The sequence below is a fragment of the uncultured Serinicoccus sp. genome, from assembly GCF_947500995.1.
Classification (GTDB): domain Bacteria; phylum Actinomycetota; class Actinomycetes; order Actinomycetales; family Dermatophilaceae; genus Ornithinicoccus.
Genome location: NZ_CANMUA010000001.1, coordinates 173,570 through 195,325, shown reverse-complemented (window position 1 = coordinate 195,325; position 21,756 = coordinate 173,570). Strand labels below are relative to the sequence as shown.

Here is a 21,756-nt window from a genome sequence, read left to right as displayed (position 1 = left end):
GATGGCGCGACCGGAGTACGACCCCTGGGTGCGCAGCATCCTGCGCTGCCCGGTGGGGCGGCACGAGCTCCTCGACCGGACCGACGAGCACGGCGCGCCCGTGCTCGAGTGCGCCGAGGACTGCGACGGTCCGGGGCGGCGTCGGCGCTACCCCTGGCGCGACGGCATACCCGTCCTGCTCGTCGACGACGCCGACGTCGTCACGGTCACCGGCTGAGCGGCCGCGGAGGTCACGTGCCCTACATCGACGAAGCGCTGCTCGACGACCCGGACGAGCTGGCGCGCAAGGACTCCCGGGAGACCCTGCGCGCCCTCGCGAGCGCCGGCGCCCAGGTGCGCGAGGCGATGACGCTGACCGAGGAGGCCGGCATCGACCGGCTGGCCCGCAGCGAGCGGCCGAGATCGGTCCTCGTGGCGGCCATCGGCGGCTCCTCGATCGTCGCCGAGGTCCTGGAGCTGCTCGCGGAGCCGGGGTCCCCGGTCCCCGTCCAGGCCAGGCGCAACCTGCCGCTGCCGGGCTGGGTGGGCCCGATGGACCTCGTGGTCGCCGTGTCGCTCTCCGGGCGCGCGCCGGGGCCGCTCGCCGTGGCCGCCGAGGCGGCCCGACGCGGGGCGATGCTGCTCACCGTCGGGGCGGACGACTCGCCGCTGGCCGAGGTGTGCCGGCGCGCCCGCGGCGTGCACGTGGGGGTGGGCAGCGGAGGGCGGACCAGCTCGCGCACCGCCCTGTGGACCCTGCTGACCCCGGTCCTCATCGGGGCCGACCGCCTCGGCCTGCTCGAGGCCTCCTCGGACATGGTCGTCGGCGTCGCCGACCGACTGGACACGCGCGCCGAGGAGTTCCGGCCCTCCTCGGACGCCTTCGTCAACCCCGCGAAGGTGCTGGCCGTGCAGCTGGCCGAGACCGTTCCCGTGGTCCTCGGCGACGGGCCGCTGGGCGGTGTGGCCGCGGCCCGCGCCGCCTCGATGCTGGCCCGCACGGCGCGCATCCCGGCGACCTTCGGCGAGCTGCCCGACGCGGCCAGCGGCATCGTCGCCTGCTTCGACGGGCCCTACACCGCCATCGGCGGCCGCCGACCCGGCACCTACGACGACGCGCGGATCCGGCTGGGTGACATCGACACCTCGCGCTGGGAGCCGCACCACTTCGCCGAGCCGGAGGGTGAGCTCATGGAGCGGCCCACGGGCCCCGGTGAAGGAGGCCGACGGGACGACCTCTTCGCCGACCCCTACCTCGACGGTCCGGGCCCGCCGCGGCTGGGCCTGCTCATGCTGCGCGACGCGCCGGTGGAGCCGCCCACCCGGGAGTCCGCGCAGGCGGAGGCCCTGACCGACGCGGTGCTCACCACCGCGCGGGAGGCGGGCGTGCGGGTCATGGAGGTGCAGGCCGAGAGCGGCCCGCCGATCGTCCGGCTCGCCGACCACGTGGCCGCCGTCGACTTCGCCGCGACCTACCTCGCGATCGGGCTGGGGCTGGACCCCTCGGTCTCGCCGCACGTCGCCGACCTGCGGGACCGGACCCGGTGAGCGGGGCGGACCCGGTCGCCGACGGTCAGCGGGGCGAGGACCCGGTGACGCGGCACACCCGGGCGCAGCGCGACCTCGAGCACGGGATCGAGAACGACTTCGGGCGCAACCTCTCCTACGGCGCCTACCTCGACCTGCCCACCCTGCTGTCGGCGCAGCACCCGCGCGCGACGCCTCCCCAGCACGACGAGCTGCTCTTCATCATCCAGCACCAGACGACCGAGCTGTGGCTGCGCCTGGTGATCCATGAGCTGACCAGCGCCTGCGAGCTCCTGGGCGCCGACGACCACCGGCAGGCGCTCAAGCGGATCGCCCGGGTCAAGCACATCCAGGCCTCCATGACCGAGCAGTGGTCGGTGCTGGCGACGCTCACCCCGAGCGAGTACGCCCGGTTCCGGGCCTTCCTGGCCACCGGCTCCGGCTTCCAGAGCTGGCAGTACCGCGCGGTGGAGTTCATGCTCGGCAACAAGAACGCCGGCATGCTCCCCGTCTTCGCCCACGACGAGGCCCAGCACGACGAGCTGGTCCGCCTGCTGCACCGGCCGAGCCTCTACGACGAGGTGCTGGCGTGGCTGGCCCGTCGCGGGCACGCGATACCCGAGGAGGTCCTGGCCCGCGACGTCTCCCAGCCCTACCACTCGCACCCGGGCGTGGTCGAGGCGTTGGGGCGGGTCTACGCCGACCCCCAGCGGTTCTGGGCGGAGTACGAGACGGCCGAGGAGCTGGTCGACCTCGAGGACAACTTCCAGGTATGGCGCTTCCGTCACCTCAAGACGGTGGAGCGCATCATCGGCAGCAAGCGTGGCACCGGGGGGTCGAGCGGCACCCCCTTCCTGCGCCGCGCCCTGGACCTGACCTTCTTCCCCGAGCTCTACGACGTGCGCTCGGCCATCCAGGACGTCGAGCCCGAGGGCTACCACGGAGGTGACGGTCGTGGCTGACCCCGACCTGCAGCGCGCGCAGGAGCTCGACGCCCAGGACCCGCTGGCGCGCTTCGTGTCCCGCTTCGAGCGGGCGGACGGCGTGGTGGCCTACCTCGACGGGAACTCGCTGGGCCGCCCCGTCGCCGGGGCCGCGCAGGAGATGGAGCGCTTCGTCCGCGAGGAGTGGGGCACCCGGCTCATCCGGTCCTGGGACGAGGGGTGGATGCGCTGGCCGGAGGAGGTCGGCGACCTCGTCGGCGCTGCCGCCCTGGGCGCGGCCCCCGGCCAGACGGTGGTGGCCGACTCGACCACCGTCCTGCTCTACAAGGTGCTGCGGGCGCTCGTGGACCACCAGCTCGCGACGGACCCGGCACGTCGTGAGCTCGTGATCGACACCGACAACTTCCCGACCGACCGCTACGTCGCGGAGGGCGTCGCGGCCGAGCGCGGACTCGTCCTGCGGTGGATCGACGCCGACCCGGCCGCGGGGGTGACCCCGGAGCAGGTCGCGGACGTCGTGGGCGAGAGCACCGGCGTGGTCCTGCTCTCGCACGTGGCCTACCGCTCCGGTTTCGTCGCCGAGGCGGCCCGCGTCACGGGGGTGGTGCACGACGCCGGAGCCCTCGTCCTGTGGGACACCAGCCACAGCGCCGGCTCGGTCCCGGTGCGGGCCGACGAGTGGGGCTGGGACGCGGCCGTGGGCTGTGACTACAAGTACCTGTGCGGGGGGCCGGGGGCGCCGGCCCACGCCTACCTCGCGCGCCGCCACCACGACCTCCCGACGCTGCAGCAACCGGTGCAGGGATGGATGGGCCGTCGCGACCCCTTCCGTATGGAGCAGGGCTACCAGCCCGCCGCGGGCATCCGGGCCCTGGTGAGTGGCACCCCGCCGATCATCGGCATGGTGCCGGTCCGCCTGGGTGCGCAGCTGCTCGCCGAGGCCGGGATCGACGAGGTGCGGCGCAAGTCGCTGCGCCTCACCGACTTCGCCTGGTCCGTGGTGGAGTCCTGGCCCGCCGATGTGGGCGTCGTCGTCGCGAGCCCGCGTGCGCACGAGCGGCGCGGCGGTCACCTGACGCTGCGCCACCCGGACTTCGAGGAGGCATACCCCCGGCTCTGGGACCGCGGGGTGATCCCCGACTTCCGCTCCCCGGACGGGCTGCGGCTGGGGCTCTCGCCGCTGTCCACCACCTTCGTCGAGGTGTGGCACGGGTTGCAGGCCGTCCTGGAGGAGCTGCAGCGCTGAGCGTCGACACCCCAGCCCTCAGAAGGGCGGGGGTCCGTCCGGAGGGGACGACCAGGGCAGGCCGGGCGGGGTGTCTCGCGTGTCGGGGTCGCTGGCCGTGCCGGGGCCGGCGGGCTGGTCTCCCGCGGGGCCGGCGGGCTGGATTCCCGCGGGACCGGCGGGCTGGGCTCCTGCGGGGCCCGATCCGACGACGCGGGCGCGGCGGGGTGCCGGTGGGGGCTGCCCACCAGGGTGGCGGGGGATGAACATCCAGCGCGACAGGGGCCCGCCGTGGTCCCCGGTGCCCGGGTGGTCGTCGTCGTCGGTGAGGAGGGCGTCGGGTCCTCGTGCACCGAGGGCGTCGTACAGCGCGCGGTTGAGCACGTCGCGCTGCTCGTCCGGGTCAGCTGGTGGCGGGGGGTCGGCGGTGCCGCCCGGTCCGGACGCGGACGGCCGTGGGGTGGGTGCGTAGTGGCGGTAGTCGTGGGTGCGGGTGGTGGTCGTGTGACCGAGCAGGGTGGTCCAGGTCAGGTCGCGGAGGTCGTTGATCCGGGCGGTGGCCCAGCCGAGCGTCTTGAGCTGGTGCGCCCGCTTGCCGAGGGCGACGAGGTTGGTCTCGGCCGTCGGGCCGCCCAGCGGCTGCCCTCCTCGTCCGACCCGCCCCAGGGGCTGACGTGGTCGAGCTCGCAGGTGGTACCAGGGTGCTGCGTGCCGGGGGCGCGCGAGTGGACGTCGGCCGCGAGGACCTGCCGACGCATGTCCGCGTCGGGCCGGTAGGTGGTGAGGGTGCGTTCGACGAGGCGCCCGTCGGCGGGATCGCACAGGAGCCGGCTCAGGGTGGTGTCCGGCATCAGGGCGAGCTCGCGCGCATGGCCGGGGGTGAGGGCGGCGGGATGTGCTCCGAGCAGGTGTGCCACCTCGCGGCCGGACCGCTCGTCCAGCCCGGCATGGGTGCATGCCGGGCTGCCGGTGAGGGTGTCCCAGGGCAGCACCACCTGGAGCTGGACGGTCGGCATGCCCGTGACGACGCGGGCGATCCTGTGCAGGTCCGGCACCTGCAGGTCGCGCCACCCCGACGCGTCGTCCGCTGTGTCGGGGAGGGGGAGCTGCCCGTGGACGAGCAGAGCAGCGGTGACGTCGGCGCGGAGCTGGTCCAGGGTGCGGAGGTCGCCGTGCTTGCGCAGGAGGCGGGCAGCCCGCTCGATGCGGGAGTGTGCGGCGACGACGGCGATGAGGGGTCCGGTGACGGACAGCGTGGCGGTCCCGTCGGCGTCGACGACCACGCTGGCGCGGCGCTGACGGTAGGCATCCCGGCGTCGGTCGCGTTCGGCCTGGACGTCCACCCCCTCGGCACGGGTGGCCTCCCGTTCCAGCGCGGCCCGGTAGTCCGCGGCGTGCCACGGGGTGTCCCTCAGGAGGTCGTCGGGGGTGAGGCGTTCGGGTGCGGCCGTGGCGGCCTCGGTGCCGAAGAGGGACTCGGCGACCAGGGACGCGTCGTCGGGGGAGAGTCGTGCGCAGCGGCGCCAGAAGTCGCGGACCATGCCCCACGTGACGTCACCCCTGTCGAGAGCTCCCAGCACAGGGATGCGGACACCCCTGGGTGCACAGGCGACACCCACGAGGTGCCGCGCCTCGACGACACCCAGTCCGAGCGTGCCCTCGACCTCCGCGCACGCGGCTCGCTTGGCCTCGGACCTCCACGCCCGTCGTTGCGCGTCGGTCAGCTCCTCCACGCTGGCGAACCCCTTGTCCGTGAGCAGCGCCGCCCCCGTGGTGGCGACGACGATCCGCGCGGCCTCGATCAACCGCGCGTCCAGGCCTGCCCGAGCGGCGCCGATCACCCCCAGCACCCCGAGCACGGCATGACCCGGCTCCTGCTGCGACGACTCGACGACCGATGCGGCCACGACACCCACCTCCCCCGAGGATCTGCTCCACCCCGCCGACCTCGGCGGGTGCCTCCCAGTGTAGTCGAACACCTGTACGAAAGCAACCCCGTGCCGCATACCTGGCGCTGCTCACGGCGCCCCCGGGGGGGGGCGACCCCACCTCCGGTGGCGTGCGTCTGGGGGCGAACTACGCTGACCAGGTGAGCGACACCACCCACTACGACCTCGTCATCATCGGCACCGGCTCCGGCAACTCGCTGGTCACTCCCGAGCTGGAGGGGCGGCGGATCGCCGTCGTCGAGGGCGGGGTCTTCGGTGGCACCTGCCTCAACGTCGGGTGCATCCCCACCAAGATGTTCGTGTATGCCGCGGAGGTGGCCTCGACCATCCGCGACGCGGCGCGCTTCGGCATCGACGCGAGCCTGGACCAGGTGCGGTGGACCGACATCCGGGACCGGGTCTTCGGCCGGATCGACCCGATCAGCGACGGTGGCCGGGACTACCGCGTCGACGGGGGCAACACCGACGCCTACCTCGGCCACGCCCGCTTCGTCTCCGACCACGAGCTGGAGATCGAGATCACCCGTCCCGGAGGCCACCACGAGCTGGGCTCGGTGCACCGCATCACGGGCGACCAGGTCGTCATCGCGACCGGCTCGCGGCCCCACGTCCCCGACGTCGTGCTGGACTCGGGGGTGCCCTTCCACACCTCCGACACGGTCATGCGCCTGCCCGAGCTGCCCGCCAGCCTGGTCATCCTCGGCGGAGGTTACATCGCCGCGGAGTTCGCCCACATCTTCTCCGCCCTCGGCGTGGCGGTGCGGATCGTCACCCGCGGCGACGGGCTCCTGCGCGCGCTCGACGCGGAGCTGGCCGCCGCGTGGACCGACCTCGCACGGGCCCAGTGGGACGTCCGGACCGGGGTCGAGGCCGTCTCGCTCGAGCAGGGGGAGGCGGAGATCGAGCTCACCCTGTCTGACGGCTCGACGGCGAGCGGGGAGGTCCTCCTCGTGGCGACGGGACGCACGCCGCACACCCACGACCTGGGGCTGGAGCACACCGGGGTGGCCACCCACGACGACGGGCGGGTCGTCGTGGACCGCTTCGGCCGCACCGGCGTCGCCGGCGTGTGGTCGCTGGGCGACGCCTCCTCCGAGTACCAGCTCAAGCACGTCGCCAACCACGAGGCCCGGGTGGTCGCCCACAACCTCGCCCACCCCGACGACCTGCGCGCCTTCGACCACCGGTTCGTGCCGGCCGCCGTCTTCACCCACCCGCAGATGGCCTGCGTCGGCCTCACCGAGGCCCAGGCGCAGGACGAGGGGTATGCCGTGACCACCAAGGTGCAGCGCTTCGGGGACACCGCGTACGGCTGGGCGATGGAGGACACCACCGGGCTGCTCAAGGCGGTGGGCGACGCCGCGACCGGGCGACTGCTCGGGGTGCACGCGATGGGCCCGATGGCCAGCACCCTCATCCAGCCCGCCATCCAGGCGCTGAGCATGGGCCCCTCGGTGACCGCCCACGAGCTGGCGCGGGGCCAGTACTGGATCCACCCGGCGCTGTCCGAGGTGCTGGAGAACGCGCTGCTGGGCCTGCACGTGCCGGAGGACGTCGGGGACGCCACGTAGCATGACCCCATGCCCGACACGATGACGACGACCGGCACCGCGCTGGAGCACCGGGTCCGCGACCTGGGGCTCGCCGAGCAGGGGCGGCACCAGATCCGGCTGGCCGAGCACGAGATGCCGGGCCTCATGGCGCTGCGCGAACGCTTCGCCCACGAGCAGCCGCTGGCCGGCGCCCGGATCGCCGGGTCGCTGCACATGACCGTCCAGACCGCCGTGCTCATCGAGACCCTCGTCGCGCTCGGCGCGCAGGTGCGCTGGGCCTCCTGCAACATCTTCTCCACCCAGGACGAGGCGGCCGCCGCCGTGGTCGTGGGCCCGCAGGGCAGCCCCGAGGAGCCCCAGGGCGTCCCCGTCTTCGCCTGGAAGGGCGAGACCCTGCCGGAGTACTGGTGGTGCACGACCCAGATCATGCTCTGGCCGGACGGGGCCGGCCCCACCCTCATCCTCGACGACGGGGGCGACGCCACGCTGCTGGTGCTCAAGGGTCGGGAGTGGGAGCGGCAGGGGGCCGTGCCCACCCCGCAGCAGGAGGACCCGGAGGAGTGGAAGGTCATCCTGGAGACCGTGCGCGCCTCGTTGGCGCATGACCCGCAGCGCTGGACCCGGGTCGCCGAGGGCATCCGCGGGGTGTCGGAGGAGACGACCACCGGGGTGCACCGGCTCTACCAGCTGCACGAGGCCGGGGAGCTGCTCTTCCCGGCGATCAACGTCAACGACGCGGTCACCAAGAGCAAGTTCGACAACACCTACGGCTGCCGGCACAGCCTCATCGACGGCATCAACCGCGCCACCGACGTGCTCATCGGGGGCAAGGTCGCGGTGGTCTGCGGTTACGGCGACGTCGGCAAGGGCTGCGCGGAGGCCTTGCGCGGTCAGGGTGCCCGGGTGATCGTCACCGAGATCGACCCCATCTGTGCCCTGCAGGCCGCCATGGACGGCTACCAGGTCGCCCGGCTGGAGGACGTCATCGGCTCGGCGGACTTCGTCATCACCGCGACCGGGTGCAAGGACGTCGTCACCCCGCAGCACATGGCGGCGATGAAGGACAAGGCCGTGCTGGGCAACATCGGGCACTTCGACAACGAGATCGACATGGCCGGTCTCGCGCGGGTGCCGGACGTGCAGCGGGTGGAGATCAAGCCGCAGGTGCACGAGTGGACCTTCACCGACGGTCGCTCGATCATCGTGCTGTCCGAGGGCCGCCTGCTCAACCTCGGCAACGCCACCGGGCACCCGAGCTTCGTCATGTCGGCGAGCTTCGCCAACCAGGTGCTGGCCCAGATCGAGCTGCACACCCGGCTCGAGGCCTACCCGCTCGGCGTCCACACGCTGCGCAAGGAGCTCGACGAGGAGGTCGCGCGGCTGCACCTGGCCTCGGTCGCGGCCGACCTGACCGAGCTGACCAAGGAGCAGGCGAGCTATCTCGGGGTCGACGTGGCCGGCCCGTTCAAGCCGGAGCACTACCGCTACTGATGCTGGTGCAGGGGCACAGACGCAGGAGGAACCCGTGAGCGCTCGAGTACTCGTGGTCGACGACGACCAGGCCCTGGCCGAGATGCTGGGCATCGTGCTGCGCAAGGAGGGCTACGAGGTCGCCAGCTGCGCCGACGGGGGACGGGCGATGCCGATGTTCCGCGAGTTCCGTCCCGACCTCGTCCTCCTGGACGTCATGCTGCCGTCCAAGGACGGGATCGAGGTATGCCGTGAGCTGCGGGCGGAGTCCGGGATCCCGGTCGTCATGCTCACCGCCCGCACGGACACCAAGGACGTCGTCCTGGGTCTGGAGGCCGGTGCGGACGACTACGTCGTCAAGCCGTTCAAGCCGCAGGAGCTGCTGGCCCGGATCCGGGCGCGGCTGCGCCGCACCGAGTCCGGCGACGACACCCGGCTGCAGGTGGGTGACGTCCAGATCGACGTCGCCGGGCACGAGGTCACCCGGGCCGGCGAGCAGATCCCGCTCACCCCGCTCGAGTTCGACCTGCTCGTGGCGCTGGCGAGCAAGCCCACCCAGGTCTTCGACCGGGAGTCGCTGCTCGAGCAGGTCTGGGGCTACCGCCACGCGGGGGACACCCGGCTGGTCAACGTGCACGTCCAGCGGCTGCGGAGCAAGATCGAGAAGGACCCGGAGAACCCCCAGATCGTGGTGACGGTGCGTGGCGTCGGATACAAGGCCGGACACCCCTGACCCGTTCGCCACCGGGCGGCGCGTGCTGACCTGGTGGCGGGGCTCGTTGCGGGCGCGCGTCATCACCTCGACGGTCCTGGTGGGCACCCTGCTGGCCGTCCTGCTCGGCACCCTGCTCTACCAGCAGGTCTCCCGGGGCCTGGTGGAGCAGGCCGTGGACAGCGCGGAGCGGGACGCCTCCCAGCAGGTCGCCACCGCCCAGCGGGCGTTCGACTCCACGGACCGCCGGGACGACAGCGGCCTGCGGGGGCTGGCCGAGGAGCAGATCCAGTCGATGAGCGGTCCGTCGGCCGCGGACGGGCGCCGGGCCCTGCTGCTCCCGGCCCTCGGCAACACCAGCGGCGTGGTGGAGCGCATGTCCACCGGGGTCTCCGCCGAGGACGTCCCCGCCGCGCTGCAGGAGGCGATCGCGCAGGACCCGGCCAACCAGCAGGTCATGGTGGTGCCGATGTCGCTCGGGGAGGGGCAGGAGAGCACGGCGGCCGTCGTGGTGGGCTCCCGGGTGTCGTTGCTGCGCGCGGGGCCGTACGACCTCGTCCTCGTCTACCCGCTGCTGCGCGAGCAGGAGACCCTCGACCTCGTCCGGCAGCTCTTCCTCCTGGGCGGGCTGGGCCTGCTCGCCCTCGCTGTGGGGCTGGCGCTGCTGGCGACGCGCATGGTGACCCGGCCGGTGGAGGAGGTCGCCAAGGCGTCCCAGGAGGTGGCGCAGGGGCACCTCGACGAGCGGCTGCCCGTCGTGGGCAACGACGAGATCGCCCAGCTCGCGACCTCCTTCAACACCATGGCCGACTCCATCCAGCACCAGATCCGCGAGCTGCGCTCGCTGTCCCAGCTGCAGCAGCGCTTCGTCTCCGACGTCTCGCACGAGCTGCGCACCCCGCTGACGACCATGCGGATGGCCGGCGACGTGCTGCACGCCTCGCGGGAGGACTTCGCGGCGCCGGTCGCCCGGTCCGCCGAGCTGCTCGACCAGGAGATGGACCGGTTCGAGGAGCTGCTCGCCGAGCTGCTGGAGATCAGCCGCTTCGACTCCGGTGCCGCCACCGTGGAGCGCCACGAGGAGGACATCCTGCCCGCGGTCCTCGCCGCGGTGCAGGGGGTGCAGACCCTCGCCGACAAGGTGGGCACGGTGCTGCGGGTGCACGTGCCCAGCGAGCGGGTCGAGGTCTGCATGGACGGTCGCCGGGTCTCCCGCATCCTGCGCAACCTGCTGACCAACGCGGTCGAGCACGGCGAGGGGCTGCCGGTGGACGTCACCGTGGCCACCAACCCCCAGGTGGTCTCGATCAGCGTGCGCGACCACGGCATCGGGCTGACCGAGGAGCAGCGCGACCAGGTCTTCGACCGGTTCTGGCGGGCCGACCCCGCCCGCACCCGCACCACCGGCGGCACCGGGCTCGGCCTGGCGATCGCCCAGGAGGACGCCCGCGTCCACGGAGGGTGGTTGCAGGTCGGCAGCCGGCCCGGCGAGGGCGCCTGCTTCCGCCTGCTGCTGCCCCGCGCCCATACCCACGTCATCGCCGACGAGCCGCCGGAGGTGCCCTCCGGGCCGGGGCCCGTCGGTGGCGCCACCGCCGCCCGGGACGCCGAGGTGCCCCCCGTCGTGCTGGCGCTGGCCACGAGAGAGGACGACTGATGCGGACCCCCCTGGTCGCGGTGCTCGCCGCCACCGCGCTCCTCACCACCGGCTGCTCGGGGCAGCTCCCGACCAGCTCCGCACCGCGGGCCGGCCTGCCGGTCTCCCAGCAGTCCGAGCGCGAGGTCGACCGTCTGCTGCCCCCCGCCCGGCCCGGTGCCGGCCCCATCGAGGTCGTCGAGGGGTTCCTGCGGGCGAGCGAGGGCTTCGCCGGGGACGACGACGTGTCCCGTTCCTACCTCGCCTCCGAGTTGGCCAGCAGCTGGGTGCCGACCGCCACGGTCCTGATCTACGAGGGCGACGCCGAGCTCACCCTGCTCTCCGAGGACGAGGTGAGCGTCGAGCTGGACGTGGTGGGCCGGGTGGACGCCGACGGGCGGCTCACCGAGCAGGCCCCGCAGTCCTCGACGCAGACCTTCGGCCTCACCGAGGTGGACGGCGAGCCGCGCATCAGCACCTTCCCGGACGACGCCGGCCTGTGGCTCTCCGACACCGCCTTCGAGCGGGTCTTCCGCCCGACGGTGCTGTCCTACCTCAACACGCAGGAGGACGTCTTCGTCCCCGAGCTGCGGTGGCTGGCCGACAGCGAGGGCCTGCCCACGGCGGTCACCCGCGCCCAGCTGGCACCCCTGCCCGCCTACCTGGAGGGGGCGGTCAGCACCGCCGCCAACGAGTCCGTCCGGCTCGCGACGCCGGCCGTCCCCGTCGACCCCTCCACCCTGGTCGCCACGGTCAACCTGCAGGGCGCGACGCTGGCCCAGGACGAGACGCGTGCCGAGGGGCTCAGCAGCCAGCTGGCGCACAGCCTGCTCGGGCTGAGCTCGGTGGCCGGGGTGGAGGTGCAGGCGTCCGGTCAGCCCCTGCGGCTGGACGGCGCCGAGGGTCCCATCGCGGCCGCCACCGAGCTGCCCTACGCCGAGGTGGACCGGCAGGTCTCGGAGGTGCTGCTGCGGGTCGGTGAGGATCTCATCCTGGTGGACCCCTCCCAGTACGCCCTGCGCGACCTCGACGTCCCCGACGACGTGGCGCTGCCGCAGGTGGAGCTGCGCTGGACCGGCCTGGCGGCGACCGACCGGCTCGACGACCTGGCCGCGGTCTCGGTCGACGGCACCGCCTTCCGTCGCTGGCGGGGGGAGCGGGTGCACACCAACGAGGGCATCGGCGACGGGCTCACCGCCCCGGCGGTGGACCCCCAGGGCGCCTTCTGGGTCGGCGGGGTGCACCGCAGCACCCAGACCCCCCGGGTCTGGGTGGTCGACGCCGCGCAGCTCGACGCCGTGGCACGTCCGGTGGAGGCCGACTGGCTGGAGGACGAGGACCGGGTCGAGGCGATGTCGATCTCCCCCGACGGCAGCAGGGCCGCGCTGGTCGTGGGTCCGACGACGACCGAGGAGACCGAGGAGCCGACGGTCGGCCGCCTGCTGGTCAGCGGCATCGTCCGGGACTCCGCGGGTCGCCCCCGCGAGCTCACCACCCCGTTGCCGGTCGCGACGACGCTGCGTGACGTCTCGGCCGCGCACTGGAGCGCGGCGGGCGAGCTCGTCGTCGTCGGGCAGCGTCAGGACGACCTCGAGCCGCAGGCCTTCCGGCTCGCGCTCGGCGGGTGGCTGGAGCCCCTGGGCGAGCTCCCCGGCCTGGTCGACGCCACCCCCGTGCCCCGGGTCACGGGGGTGGACGTCATCGCCCGCACGCAGGACGGCGGGGTCTACGTCCCCGAGGGGCAACGGGGCTGGCAGCCGGTCCGCAACGGGGACCAGGTGGTCGTCCCGGGCGGCTGAGGCGCGTCGGTGCCGGACGCGCTCGGCATCGGTGTGGACAGCCGCACGTCGGGTCCGAGGGTGCGATCCTGGGGTATGCCGTGGCGGCCGGGGGAGGACCTGCGCGCCCTGCTGGAGCTGGTCGCCCCGGCGGGGTGCGCCGGCTGCGGGCGCTCGGGGCACCGTCTGTGCCCTGACTGCCTGGGCCAGCTGCACGCGACGGGGCCCCGCCCCTGGCGCCCCACACCATGCCCGCCCGGCTTCCCGCCCACCTGGTCGGGCCCGGCCTACCAGGGCGTCCTGCCCGCCCTCGTCGTCGCCTGGAAGGAGCAGGACCGGGTGGACCTCACGGGGGCCCTCGGCGACGTGCTGCGGGGGGCGGTCGCAGCCGCCGTCGCGGGCTCCCCGGAGCACCGGGACGCCCTCCGGGCCGGCCGCCCGGTCGCCGTGCTCCCCGCCCCGTCGGCCGCGGCCAGCACCCGCTCCCGGGGTCGCTGCCCGGTGCGCGAGCTCGCCGTCGTCGCGGCCGGGACGCGGCGTGCCGTGGTCCCGGCCCTCGTCCTCACCCGGGCCGTCGCCGACCAGGCCGGGTTGTCGGCCGGGCAGCGGGCGGCGAACCTCGGCGGCGCCGTCCGGGTGCGCCCCGGGCTGGTCGGTGCTCTCGCGGGCGTGCCGTGCGTCGTCGTGGACGACGTCGTCACCACCGGCGCGACGCTCGCCGAGTGTGCTCGCGCGCTGCGCCAGGCAGGGGCCGGAAGGGTGGTCGCGGCCACCGTGGCGGCGACCGCCCGCCGCGGGCGCGCCGACTCCGAGCCTGCCCTATCGCGCACGGGGGAGCCGGACTAGTGTGGGTTCATGGAGCACCTCGCGAGCAGACGTGAGGGGGTGAGGCCGGTCGAGAGCAGGCGCCGTCGCCGACGCCATACCCCGAACCACACCGTCTTGCATGGAGGTTATTGATGGAACTCAGCGTGACTGGTCGCAAGAGAGACGTGCCCGAGCGCTTCCGCCGCCACATCGAGGACAAGCTGGACAAGGTCCCGCAGCTGGCCCCCCGGGTCCGTCGCACCGAGGTGGTGCTGACCCGCGAGACCAACCCGCGCCAGGCCAAGGAGGCCGAGCGCTGCGAGATCACCTGCTACGTCCACCGGACCGTGGTCCGGGCCGAGGCCGCCGCGGACGAGGAGTACGCCGCGCTGGACCTCGCCATGGGCAAGCTGGCCGAGCGGCTGCGACGGCTCGGTGACAAGCGGCGGGTCTCCCACACCGGCAAGCACCGTCTCCCCTCCGTCGCCGAGGCGACCTTCGGACTGCCCACCGACCCGCTCGCGGACCAGGACGACGACCGTGAGCACGCGGCCGCGCGCAGCCCCGAGGAGGCCGTCGACGAGGCCCTGCAGACGCGCGGCAACAGCCCCATCGAGATCCGCGAGAAGGTGCACGCGTCGCCACCCATGACCGTGGGGGAGGCGCTGTCCCAGATGGAGCTGGTCGGCCACGAGTTCTTCCTCTTCCACGACGCGGACACCGACCGGCCGAGCGTGGTCTACCGCCGCCGCGGCTGGTCCTACGGCGTGCTGCGCCTGGACGCCGTCGACGCCGACGGCGACACCGACGGCGACGAGCACGCGGTCCAGCCGCAGCACGGCACGGGAGAGCGGGCCCAGGCGGTCGCCTCCTGAGCCCGGGGCCCGCACGGGTCCGACGGACCGGCCCCGGGGACCACCCGCCTGCGGTGGCCCCGGGGCCGGTGCGTCGGAGGGCACTGGCAGGGTGGTCCCCGTGCTGACCCTCACCCCGGCGCAGGCCCGCCGTGTCGCGCTCGCCGCCCAGGGCTTCGGCCGGGCCCGCCCCGAGGGTCCCGGCACCCGCCAGCTCACCGGCGTCCTGGACCGCCTCGGTGTCGTCCAGATCGACAGCGTCAACGTCCTCGCCCGCAGCCAGTACCTGCCGTTCTTCTCCCGCCTCGGCGCCTACGACACGGCGTCCCTGGACCGCATGCGGGACGGCGCCGGGGTGCGCGGCCGCGCCCGCGCCGGCCGCCGCATGGTCGAGGTCTGGGCGCACGAGGCGTCCCTCGTCCCGCTGGCGACCTGGCCCCTGCTCGGCTTCCGGATGCGGCGTCCCCGCGTGCTCGCGCGTCGTGGGCAGCTGCGCGAGGAGCATCCCGGACTGCTGGAGGCGGTCGGCGAGGTGGTGGCGGAGCACGGGCCGCTCACCGCCCGCGAGGTCGAGGTCCACCTGCCGCACGGCGCGACGCGCCGCAACGACCACTGGGGGTGGAACTGGTCGGCGGTCAAGACCTCCCTGGAGTCGCTCTTCGCGACCGGCGAGCTCACCAGCGCCGCGCGCACCAGCCAGTTCGAGCGGCGGTATGCCTGCACCACGCAGGTGCTGCCCCCGGACGTCCTGCGTCGTGCACCCGGTGAGCCGGACGCGCCCGACGAGCTGGAGTCGGTGGTGGAGCTGCTGGCCGTCGCGCTGCGGGCGCACGGGCTGGGCAGCATGCGCTGCCTGGCCGACTACTTCCGGGTGCGTGGACCGGTCGTGACGGCGGCCCTCGCAAGGCTCGAGGCGCAGGGCCGGGCCGAGCGGGTGCGCGTCCACGGCTGGGACCGGCCGGTGTGGCTGGATCCCCGGGCCCGACGACCCCGCCGGGTCGAGGGTTGCGCGCTGCTGAGCCCGTTCGACTCCCTGGTCTGGCAGCGCGAGCGGGTGGAGCAGCTCTGGGACTTCCGCTACCGCCTGGAGATCTACGTCCCTGCGCCGCAACGGGTGCACGGCTACTACGTCCTGCCCTTCCTTCTCGACGAGCACCTCGTCGGGCGGGTCGACCTCAAGGCGGACCGGGAGGCGGGGGTGCTGCGGTCCCGGGCCGTCCACTGGGAGCAGGGCACCGACGTGGCCCACGCGGCTCCCCGGCTGGTCGCCGAGCTCGAGACGATGGCCGGCTGGCTGGGCCTGGGAAGGGTCGACCTGCCGACCTGAGATCGTCGCCAGCCCGCCGGCCCGGCGCGCGCGCTCACCCCGGGGCAGGCACCTCCTGCGCCAGGAGGTCGAACCGCACCAGGTCCTCGACCGTGCCGTCGCCCAGGACCTCGGCCTGACGGTCCCGTCCCACCTCGCGCAGCCCCGCCGCGACCGCGACGCGCTGGCTGGCCAGGTTGCTGCCCGCCGCCTGCACCCAGACCCGCCGCAGGCCCAGACCCTGCTCGGCCCCCGGCGCCAGGGCGTACCGGACGACCGCTCTCACCGCGGCCGTGGTCACGCCGCGGCCGCGGGCGTCCGGGTGGGCCCAGTAGCCGATCTCCCCGGGCGGCCCCGAGGCGGACGCCTGGGTGAGACTGACCGCGCCCAGCACCCGGTCGTCGGCCGCGTCCGCCACCGCCCAGGTGCGCCGCTCGCCGCGCTCGGCGGCCTCGGCGCAGGCCTGGACGAAGGTCGCAGCATCCGGCTGGCCGTAGGGGTCGGGCAGCTGCGGCAGGTATCGCCGGCTGAGCGGATCGGTCACCGCCTCGACGATCCGGTCCTCGTCGCCGGTGCGCCACGGGCGCAGCACCAGGGGGTCGGCACGCAGCGTCGGGAGCGGTGCCGGGACTCCCGGTGACCCGGCCCCGTCGTCGCCGAGCAGCGCGAACCGGGCGGTGCCGTGCCTCTCACCCCCGGCGCAGTAGACGCACGACTGGGGCTCGGTGACCGTCCACCGGAAGCCCGCGCGCAGGAGCGCGCGGTGCGAGGCCTCGTTGCGCTCGTCGGTCTGGGCGGCGACCCGGTGCACGCCGAGCTCGGCCGCGGCATACCGGGTGACCAGGCGCAACGCCTGGGTCACGGCCCCCCTCCCGCGACCGGCGGGGAGGAGCCAGTAGCCCACCTCGGCGCACCCGTGGGCGAAGGGGTCCAGCAGGTCGAAGAGGGAGATGCCGCCGAGCGCCACGTCGGAGCGCGCGTCGGCGATGCACCAGGTGAGGCCGTGCCCGAGCAGGGCCGACTCGAGCCGGGCCCTGGTCCAGGCCCGCACGGCCTCCTCGCCGGACCCCGGCAGGACCGGGCCGACGAACTGCCGGGCCACGTCGTCGACCGACATCAGGGCCGCGGTGTCGTCGGCGTCCGCCCGCCAGGGACGCAGCCGGACGTCACCGTCCTGCTCGGCCAGCACCGGGATCTCCCGCCACGGGTATGCCGGCTCCCGCGGGTCGTCCCGGTGCAACGTCGCCATCCACCCGTCGCGGGGTGCGGTGTCCTGGTCCCACCCCGGCAGCAGGCCCCGGACGTGCACCGGCACGGAGAAGCCCAGCCGCCAGGCGACCCGCCGGGAGGCCCGGTGGCCGACCTCGGCACGCCAGCGCGCCAGGACCACGTCGTCCTCCTCGAAGGCGTGGTCCAGCGCGAGACCGAGCGCCCGCGTGGCGACCCCCTGGCCGCGGTGGTCCGGGTGGACGGCATACCCGACCTCGGCGCCCCCGTGGCCGTCCGGGCGGTACTCCACCACGCCGACCGGACGCCATCCGCGATCCGCACCCGCCCCGGTGGCCGCCCCGGCGGACCCCTCCACGGCCCAGCGCCGCGGAGCCCAGCGGTGCCGGGCTGCCCACCCGTCGCGGGCGACCGCCACCCAGGCCCGTGCCGCCCCCGGGTCCCGGACGGGGACGGCGTCGCCCCACCGGCGCGCCTCCTCGTCAGCCCCCAGGTCCAGCAGCAGCGCGACGTGCCCCTCGTGCGGCGGGACGATCCGCCACCCCTCCTGCTGGCGCACCGGCCCCACGCTCGATGCGGCATCCTCAGCCATGCCCGTTAGCCTAGACGCGTGCCGAACCTGTTCGAAAAGATGCTGCGCGCCGGGGAGAAGTCCGCGCTGCGCCGACTGGAGACCGTCGCCAAGCAGGTCAACGCCCTCGAGGAGGACTTCGAGGGACTGTCCGACGCCGAGCTGCGCGAGGAGACCGAGCGGTTCAAGGCGCGGCTCGCCGACGGGCAGACCCTGGACCAGCTCCTGCCCGAGGCGTTCGCGGCCGTGCGCGAGGCCAGCAAGCGCACCATCGGCAAGCGCCACTTCGACGTGCAGATCATGGGCGGCGCCGCCATGCACCAGGGCAACGTCGCCGAGATGCGCACGGGCGAGGGCAAGACCCTGGTCGCGACGCTGCCGTCCTACCTCAACGCGCTCACCGGCCGGGGCGTGCACGTCATCACCACTAACGACTACCTCGCGCAGTACCAGTCCGAGCTCATGGGACGCGTGCACCGCGCCCTCGGTCTGGAGACCGGGTGCATCCTGTCGTCGATGACGCCCTCGCAACGTCGTGAGCAGTACGCCATGGACATCACCTACGGCACCAACAACGAGTTCGGCTTCGACTACCTGCGCGACAACATGGCGACCTCGCTCAAGGACCTCGTGCAGCGCGAGCACCAGTTCGCGATCGTGGACGAGGTCGACTCCATCCTCATCGACGAGGCCCGCACGCCGCTCATCATCTCCGGTCCCGCCGACCAGCCGACGAAGTGGTACACCGAGTTCTCCAAGGTCGTCCGCCGGCTGGAGCGCGGCGAGGCCGCCGACCCGCTGCGCGGGATCGAGTCCAGCGGCGACTACGAGGTCGACGAGAAGAAGAAGACCGTCGGGGTCCTCGAGCGCGGCATCGAGAAGGTCGAGGACTACCTCGGCATCGACAACCTCTACGAGTCGGCCAACACCCCGCTCATCGGCTACCTCAACAACGCCATCAAGGCCCGCGAGCTGTTCACCCGCGACAAGGACTACGTCGTCATGGACGGTCAGGTGATGATCGTGGACGAGCACACCGGCCGCATCCTCCCGGGCCGCCGCTACAACGAGGGCATGCACCAGGCCATCGAGGCCAAGGAGGGGGTCGAGATCAAGAACGAGAACCAGACCCTGGCCACGGTGACCCTCCAGAACTACTTCCGGATGTACGACAAGCTCGCCGGGATGACCGGCACGGCCCAGACCGAGGCGGCTGAGCTGCATCAGATCTACAAGGTCGGCGTGCTGTCCATCCCCACCAACCGGCCGATGATCCGCCAGGACATGCCGGACCTCGTCTACCGCACCGAGGAGGCGAAGTTCGGCGCGGTGGTCGACGACATCGTCGAGCGTCACCGGGCCGGGCAGCCGGTGCTCGTGGGCACCACCTCGGTCGCGAAGTCGGAGTACCTCTCCGACCAGCTGCGCCGGCGCGGGGTCCGGCACGAGGTGCTCAACGCCAAGCACCACGAGCGGGAGGCCTCGATCGTGGCCGAGGCGGGGCGCAAGGGCGCCGTCACCGTCTCGACCAACATGGCCGGCCGTGGCACGGACATCATGCTCGGGGGCAACTCGGAGTTTCGTGCGGTGACCGCGCTGCAGGGCCGCGGGCTGGACCCGCACGAGACCCCGGAGGAGTACGAGGCGGCGTGGGACGAGGCGCTCGCCCAGGCCGAGGCCTCCGTCGAGGCCGAGCACGAGGAGGTCACCGAGCTCGGCGGTCTCTACGTCCTCGGCACCGAGCGGCACGAGTCACGCCGCATCGACAACCAGCTGCGGGGCCGCGCCGGTCGTCAGGGAGACCCGGGGGAGTCGCGCTTCTACCTGTCCCTGCAGGACGACCTCATGCGGATGTTCAACGCCGCTCTCGTGGACCGCGTGATGTCGACGTCGGGGATGCAGGACGACGTGCCGATCGAGTCCAAGATCGTCTCCCGGTCCATCGCCAGCGCGCAGAGCCAGGTCGAGGCCCAGCACTTCGAGACCCGGAAGAACGTCCTCAAGTACGACGACGTGCTCAACCGCCAGCGCGAGGTGATCTACGCCGAGCGTCGACGCGTCCTCGAGGGTGAGGACCTGCACGAGCAGGTCCGCCACTTCGTCAACGACGTCGTCGGCGACTACGTCACCAGCGCCGGGGGCGCCGGTCTGGCCGACGGCATCGACCTCGAGGCGCTGTGGCAGGAGCTGGGCCAGGTCTACCCGGTCGGCCTGCGTATCGAGCAGATCGTCGAACGCGCCGGGAGCCGGGCCGGCGTGACCACCGACCTGCTCGTCGAGGAGCTCACCAGCGACGCCCAGCACGCCTACGACGAGCGCGAGGCCGAGCTCGGCGAGGAGGTCATGCGCGACGTGGAGCGACGCGTCGTGCTGCAGGTCCTCGACCGCAAGTGGCGCGAGCACCTCTACGAGATGGACTACCTCAAGGAGGGGATCGGGCTGCGGGCCATGGCCCAGCGCGAGCCCCTGGTGGAGTACCAGCGCGAGGGCTACCAGCTCTTCCAGGCGGTCATGGAGGCGATCAAGGAGGAGTCGGTGCGCCTGCTCTTCCACGCCCAGGTGTCCGCGGGCGGAGCCCCGCAGACCCAGCAGCCCGCTCCCCGGCAGGGGTTGACCTTCGTCGCCCCGGGTGAGGGCGGCGACGTCCAGGCCAGCAGCGTCCGGGCGGACGGCAGCCACAGCGACGGCGCTCCGAACGGCTCGTCGTCGACCGACCAGGGGCAGGGCCAGGGCAACCGGGCCCAGCGCCGGGCGGCGGCGCAGCGCGGCCGCAGCTGAGCGGCCCCGGCCGGCCGGGACCTAGGACCTAGCCCAGCTCGAGGGCGGTGATGACCCACCGCCGGTCGACGCCGCTCATGCGCAGGGCCAGGGCGCGGACCCTGCCGTCGAGGTGGACCACCGCCGCGACCTCGCACACGCCGTCGGCGGGATGGCAGGTCAGGAGGGCGCGGACGACGGGCGGGCCGCTGCGGCAGTGCCCCCGCCGACGGGCCAGCGTCGACCGGCGCGCGACCCGGTCGCGCACCTCCGGCGCCAACCAGCGGGACAGCTGGTGGACGGGTCGGGTGCCGGCGCAGATCTCCAGCAGGGCCCGGATCATCCGGTCCGCCCAGGCGCGGGCCTCCGGGAGGTCGTCGGTGGTGGTGGCCTGCGGGCCGAAGTAGCTGTCGTAGGCCTCGTGCCGGAAGTCGACCGCCAGGGTCCCCTGGACGTAGTCGTCCCCGTGCGGCGGGGCCGCAGCCTCGGGGCGGGTCCAGTCCGCGCCCTCGGCGGGGGGCTCCGGGACGTCGACGAGCCGCAGGTGCAGCACGCCGGGCGTCCTGGCCGCCTCGTTCACCGCCCGCCCTCCGCGGTTCCGGGCACGGTGAGCTCCTGCCCGGGGAGGATCAGGTCCGGGTCCGGGCCGATGGTGGCGAGGTTCGCGGCGTACCACCGTGGCCACTCCTGGGCGATGTCGGCGGAGGTGGCCCCGGGGCCGAGGTGCCGTGCGGCCAGGTCCCACAGGGTGTCGCCACGACGGACGACCACGTGCTCCGGCAGGTCCCACTGCGCGGCGGCACGCCCGCCGACGAGGTCGACCTCGCCGCGTCCGGAGGCCCCGGCGGTGACCGGGGCGGGGGTCCATCCCGGCAGGGGCACGTCCCCGGCGGCGTCGACGTGGTCGTCCGGACCGTGGTCCTCCGCCCCGCCCTCCGCCCCGCCCGGGGCCGTCGCGCAGACGGGCACGGCGACGGCCCCGGTGCCGCCGGCGCCCGTCGCGAGGAGGACGAGCAGCGCCGTGGCGACGCGGACCGAGGCCGAGGTGGGCGGGAGTGCGGGGCCGGCGGCGGGTCGCACCCGCCACGCCGCCACGAGGAGCACCGCGGCGACCCAGAGGAGCAGGGCGGTCGCCAGGGTGAGCATGGCCCCCAGCACGGCGTCTCCCGGGTCCGGGGTCCCGCTGGTCGACCACGCGGTCGTGGCCTGCGATCCCAGCACCACCGCGGCCCCCAGCGCGGCGGCGGCGCCACCCCCTCCCCAGGCGCTGGCCCGCCAGCCGACCGGCGGGCCACCGACCCGCCCCCCTGTGGTGTCCATGGCGTCCCCTCTCCACCACGCTCGTGGGTGCACGATGCGTACGTTTGCGTTCATGTGCGTTCGATGACGGCAATCTACGAGCGGTGCGGCAGAGGCGTCAAGACCTGTGGACGACGGACGGACGGGTGCGTTGACGCCTGG

The 21,756-nt window shown here is 73.9% G+C and carries 17 protein-coding genes; 13 read left to right on the top strand and 4 right to left on the bottom strand.

Translation table 11 applies throughout. From position 1 onward, the window contains the following. The first annotated feature begins 1 nt into the window (after position 1). The 4 genes from Q0967_RS00770 to Q0967_RS00755 are packed head-to-tail and all read left to right on the top strand — an operon-like array spanning position 2 to position 3,696. Positions 2–217 carry a Trm112 family protein gene (locus tag Q0967_RS00770; protein WP_298747715.1) on the top strand — a complete coding sequence of 72 codons (216 nt, stop codon included), beginning with the start codon at positions 2–4 and terminating at the stop codon, positions 215–217. 17 nt (positions 218–234) lie between these two features. Next, a complete protein-coding gene (locus tag Q0967_RS00765; RefSeq protein ID WP_299448817.1) occupies positions 235–1,527 on the top strand; it encodes an SIS domain-containing protein in 1,293 nt (430 codons plus the stop codon). Positions 1,528–1,571: 44 nt separating this feature from the next. Then, positions 1,572–2,468 (top strand): tryptophan 2,3-dioxygenase, encoded by an 897-nt coding sequence (locus Q0967_RS00760; protein ID WP_298748193.1) that lies wholly within the window; start codon positions 1,572–1,574, stop codon positions 2,466–2,468. Beyond that, on the top strand, positions 2,461–3,696 hold the full coding sequence (locus Q0967_RS00755) for a kynureninase (protein WP_298747719.1): 1,236 nt from the start codon (positions 2,461–2,463) through the stop codon (positions 3,694–3,696). The genes Q0967_RS00760 and Q0967_RS00755 overlap by 8 nt, the downstream gene beginning before the upstream one ends. Positions 3,697–4,202: 506 nt before the next feature. Here the strand turns inward: Q0967_RS00755 and Q0967_RS00750 are convergent. Beyond that, positions 4,203–5,582, bottom strand: a complete 1,380-nt coding sequence (locus tag Q0967_RS00750) for a hypothetical protein (protein ID WP_298747721.1) — start codon at positions 5,580–5,582, stop codon at positions 4,203–4,205. A gap of 182 nt (positions 5,583–5,764) precedes the next feature. Between Q0967_RS00750 and mtr the strand changes: the two genes are divergently transcribed. The 8 genes from mtr to Q0967_RS00710 all read left to right on the top strand — a co-directional run bounded on the left by mtr (position 5,765) and on the right by Q0967_RS00710 (position 15,761). Continuing rightward, entirely contained in the window at positions 5,765–7,195 is a 1,431-nt protein-coding gene (mtr, locus tag Q0967_RS00745; RefSeq protein ID WP_298747723.1) for a mycothione reductase, read from the top strand. Positions 7,196–7,204: 9 nt separating this feature from the next. Further along, positions 7,205–8,668, top strand: coding sequence for an adenosylhomocysteinase (ahcY, locus tag Q0967_RS00740; RefSeq protein WP_298747725.1), 1,464 nt, complete (start codon positions 7,205–7,207; stop codon positions 8,666–8,668). A 34-nt stretch (positions 8,669–8,702) separates the two neighbouring features. Then, positions 8,703–9,380: an MtrAB system response regulator MtrA gene (gene mtrA, locus Q0967_RS00735; RefSeq protein ID WP_298747727.1), complete on the top strand. Its 678-nt coding sequence runs from the start codon at positions 8,703–8,705 to the stop codon at positions 9,378–9,380. Positions 9,381–9,402: 22 nt separating this feature from the next. Next, positions 9,403–11,016, top strand: a complete 1,614-nt coding sequence (gene mtrB, locus Q0967_RS00730) for an MtrAB system histidine kinase MtrB (RefSeq protein WP_298747729.1) — start codon at positions 9,403–9,405, stop codon at positions 11,014–11,016. Further along, on the top strand, positions 11,016–12,794 hold the full coding sequence (locus Q0967_RS00725) for an LpqB family beta-propeller domain-containing protein (RefSeq protein ID WP_298747731.1): 1,779 nt from the start codon (positions 11,016–11,018) through the stop codon (positions 12,792–12,794). Before mtrB ends, Q0967_RS00725 begins: the two co-directional genes overlap by 1 nt. Before the next feature lie 9 nt (positions 12,795–12,803). Next, on the top strand, positions 12,804–13,619 hold the full coding sequence (locus Q0967_RS00720; RefSeq protein ID WP_298747734.1) for a ComF family protein: 816 nt from the start codon (positions 12,804–12,806) through the stop codon (positions 13,617–13,619). 125 nt (positions 13,620–13,744) lie between these two features. After that, positions 13,745–14,455, top strand: coding sequence for a ribosome hibernation-promoting factor, HPF/YfiA family (raiA, locus tag Q0967_RS00715; protein WP_367181606.1), 711 nt, complete (start codon positions 13,745–13,747; stop codon positions 14,453–14,455). A gap of 100 nt (positions 14,456–14,555) precedes the next feature. Then, positions 14,556–15,761, top strand: coding sequence for a winged helix-turn-helix domain-containing protein (locus Q0967_RS00710; protein ID WP_298747740.1), 1,206 nt, complete (start codon positions 14,556–14,558; stop codon positions 15,759–15,761). A gap of 34 nt (positions 15,762–15,795) precedes the next feature. On the opposite strand, the gene Q0967_RS00705 is transcribed toward Q0967_RS00710, so the two are convergent. Then, on the bottom strand, positions 15,796–17,559 hold the full coding sequence (locus Q0967_RS00705; protein WP_298747743.1) for a GNAT family N-acetyltransferase: 1,764 nt from the start codon (positions 17,557–17,559) through the stop codon (positions 15,796–15,798). An 18-nt stretch (positions 17,560–17,577) separates the two neighbouring features. Here Q0967_RS00705 and secA point away from each other — a divergent pair, with 18 nt between their 5' ends. Further along, positions 17,578–20,316 (top strand): preprotein translocase subunit SecA, encoded by a 2,739-nt coding sequence (gene secA, locus Q0967_RS00700; RefSeq protein WP_298747746.1) that lies wholly within the window; start codon positions 17,578–17,580, stop codon positions 20,314–20,316. A 28-nt stretch (positions 20,317–20,344) separates the two neighbouring features. Here secA and Q0967_RS00695 read toward each other — a convergent pair whose 3' ends face one another. Together Q0967_RS00695 and Q0967_RS00690 are read right to left on the bottom strand one after the other, a co-directional pair. Further along, on the bottom strand, positions 20,345–20,875 hold the full coding sequence (locus tag Q0967_RS00695) for an Rv3235 family protein (RefSeq protein ID WP_298747778.1): 531 nt from the start codon (positions 20,873–20,875) through the stop codon (positions 20,345–20,347). Continuing rightward, a complete protein-coding gene (locus tag Q0967_RS00690; protein ID WP_298747781.1) occupies positions 20,872–21,615 on the bottom strand; it encodes a LysM peptidoglycan-binding domain-containing protein in 744 nt (247 codons plus the stop codon). The genes Q0967_RS00695 and Q0967_RS00690 overlap by 4 nt, the downstream gene beginning before the upstream one ends. Positions 21,616–21,756 lie beyond the last annotated feature (141 nt).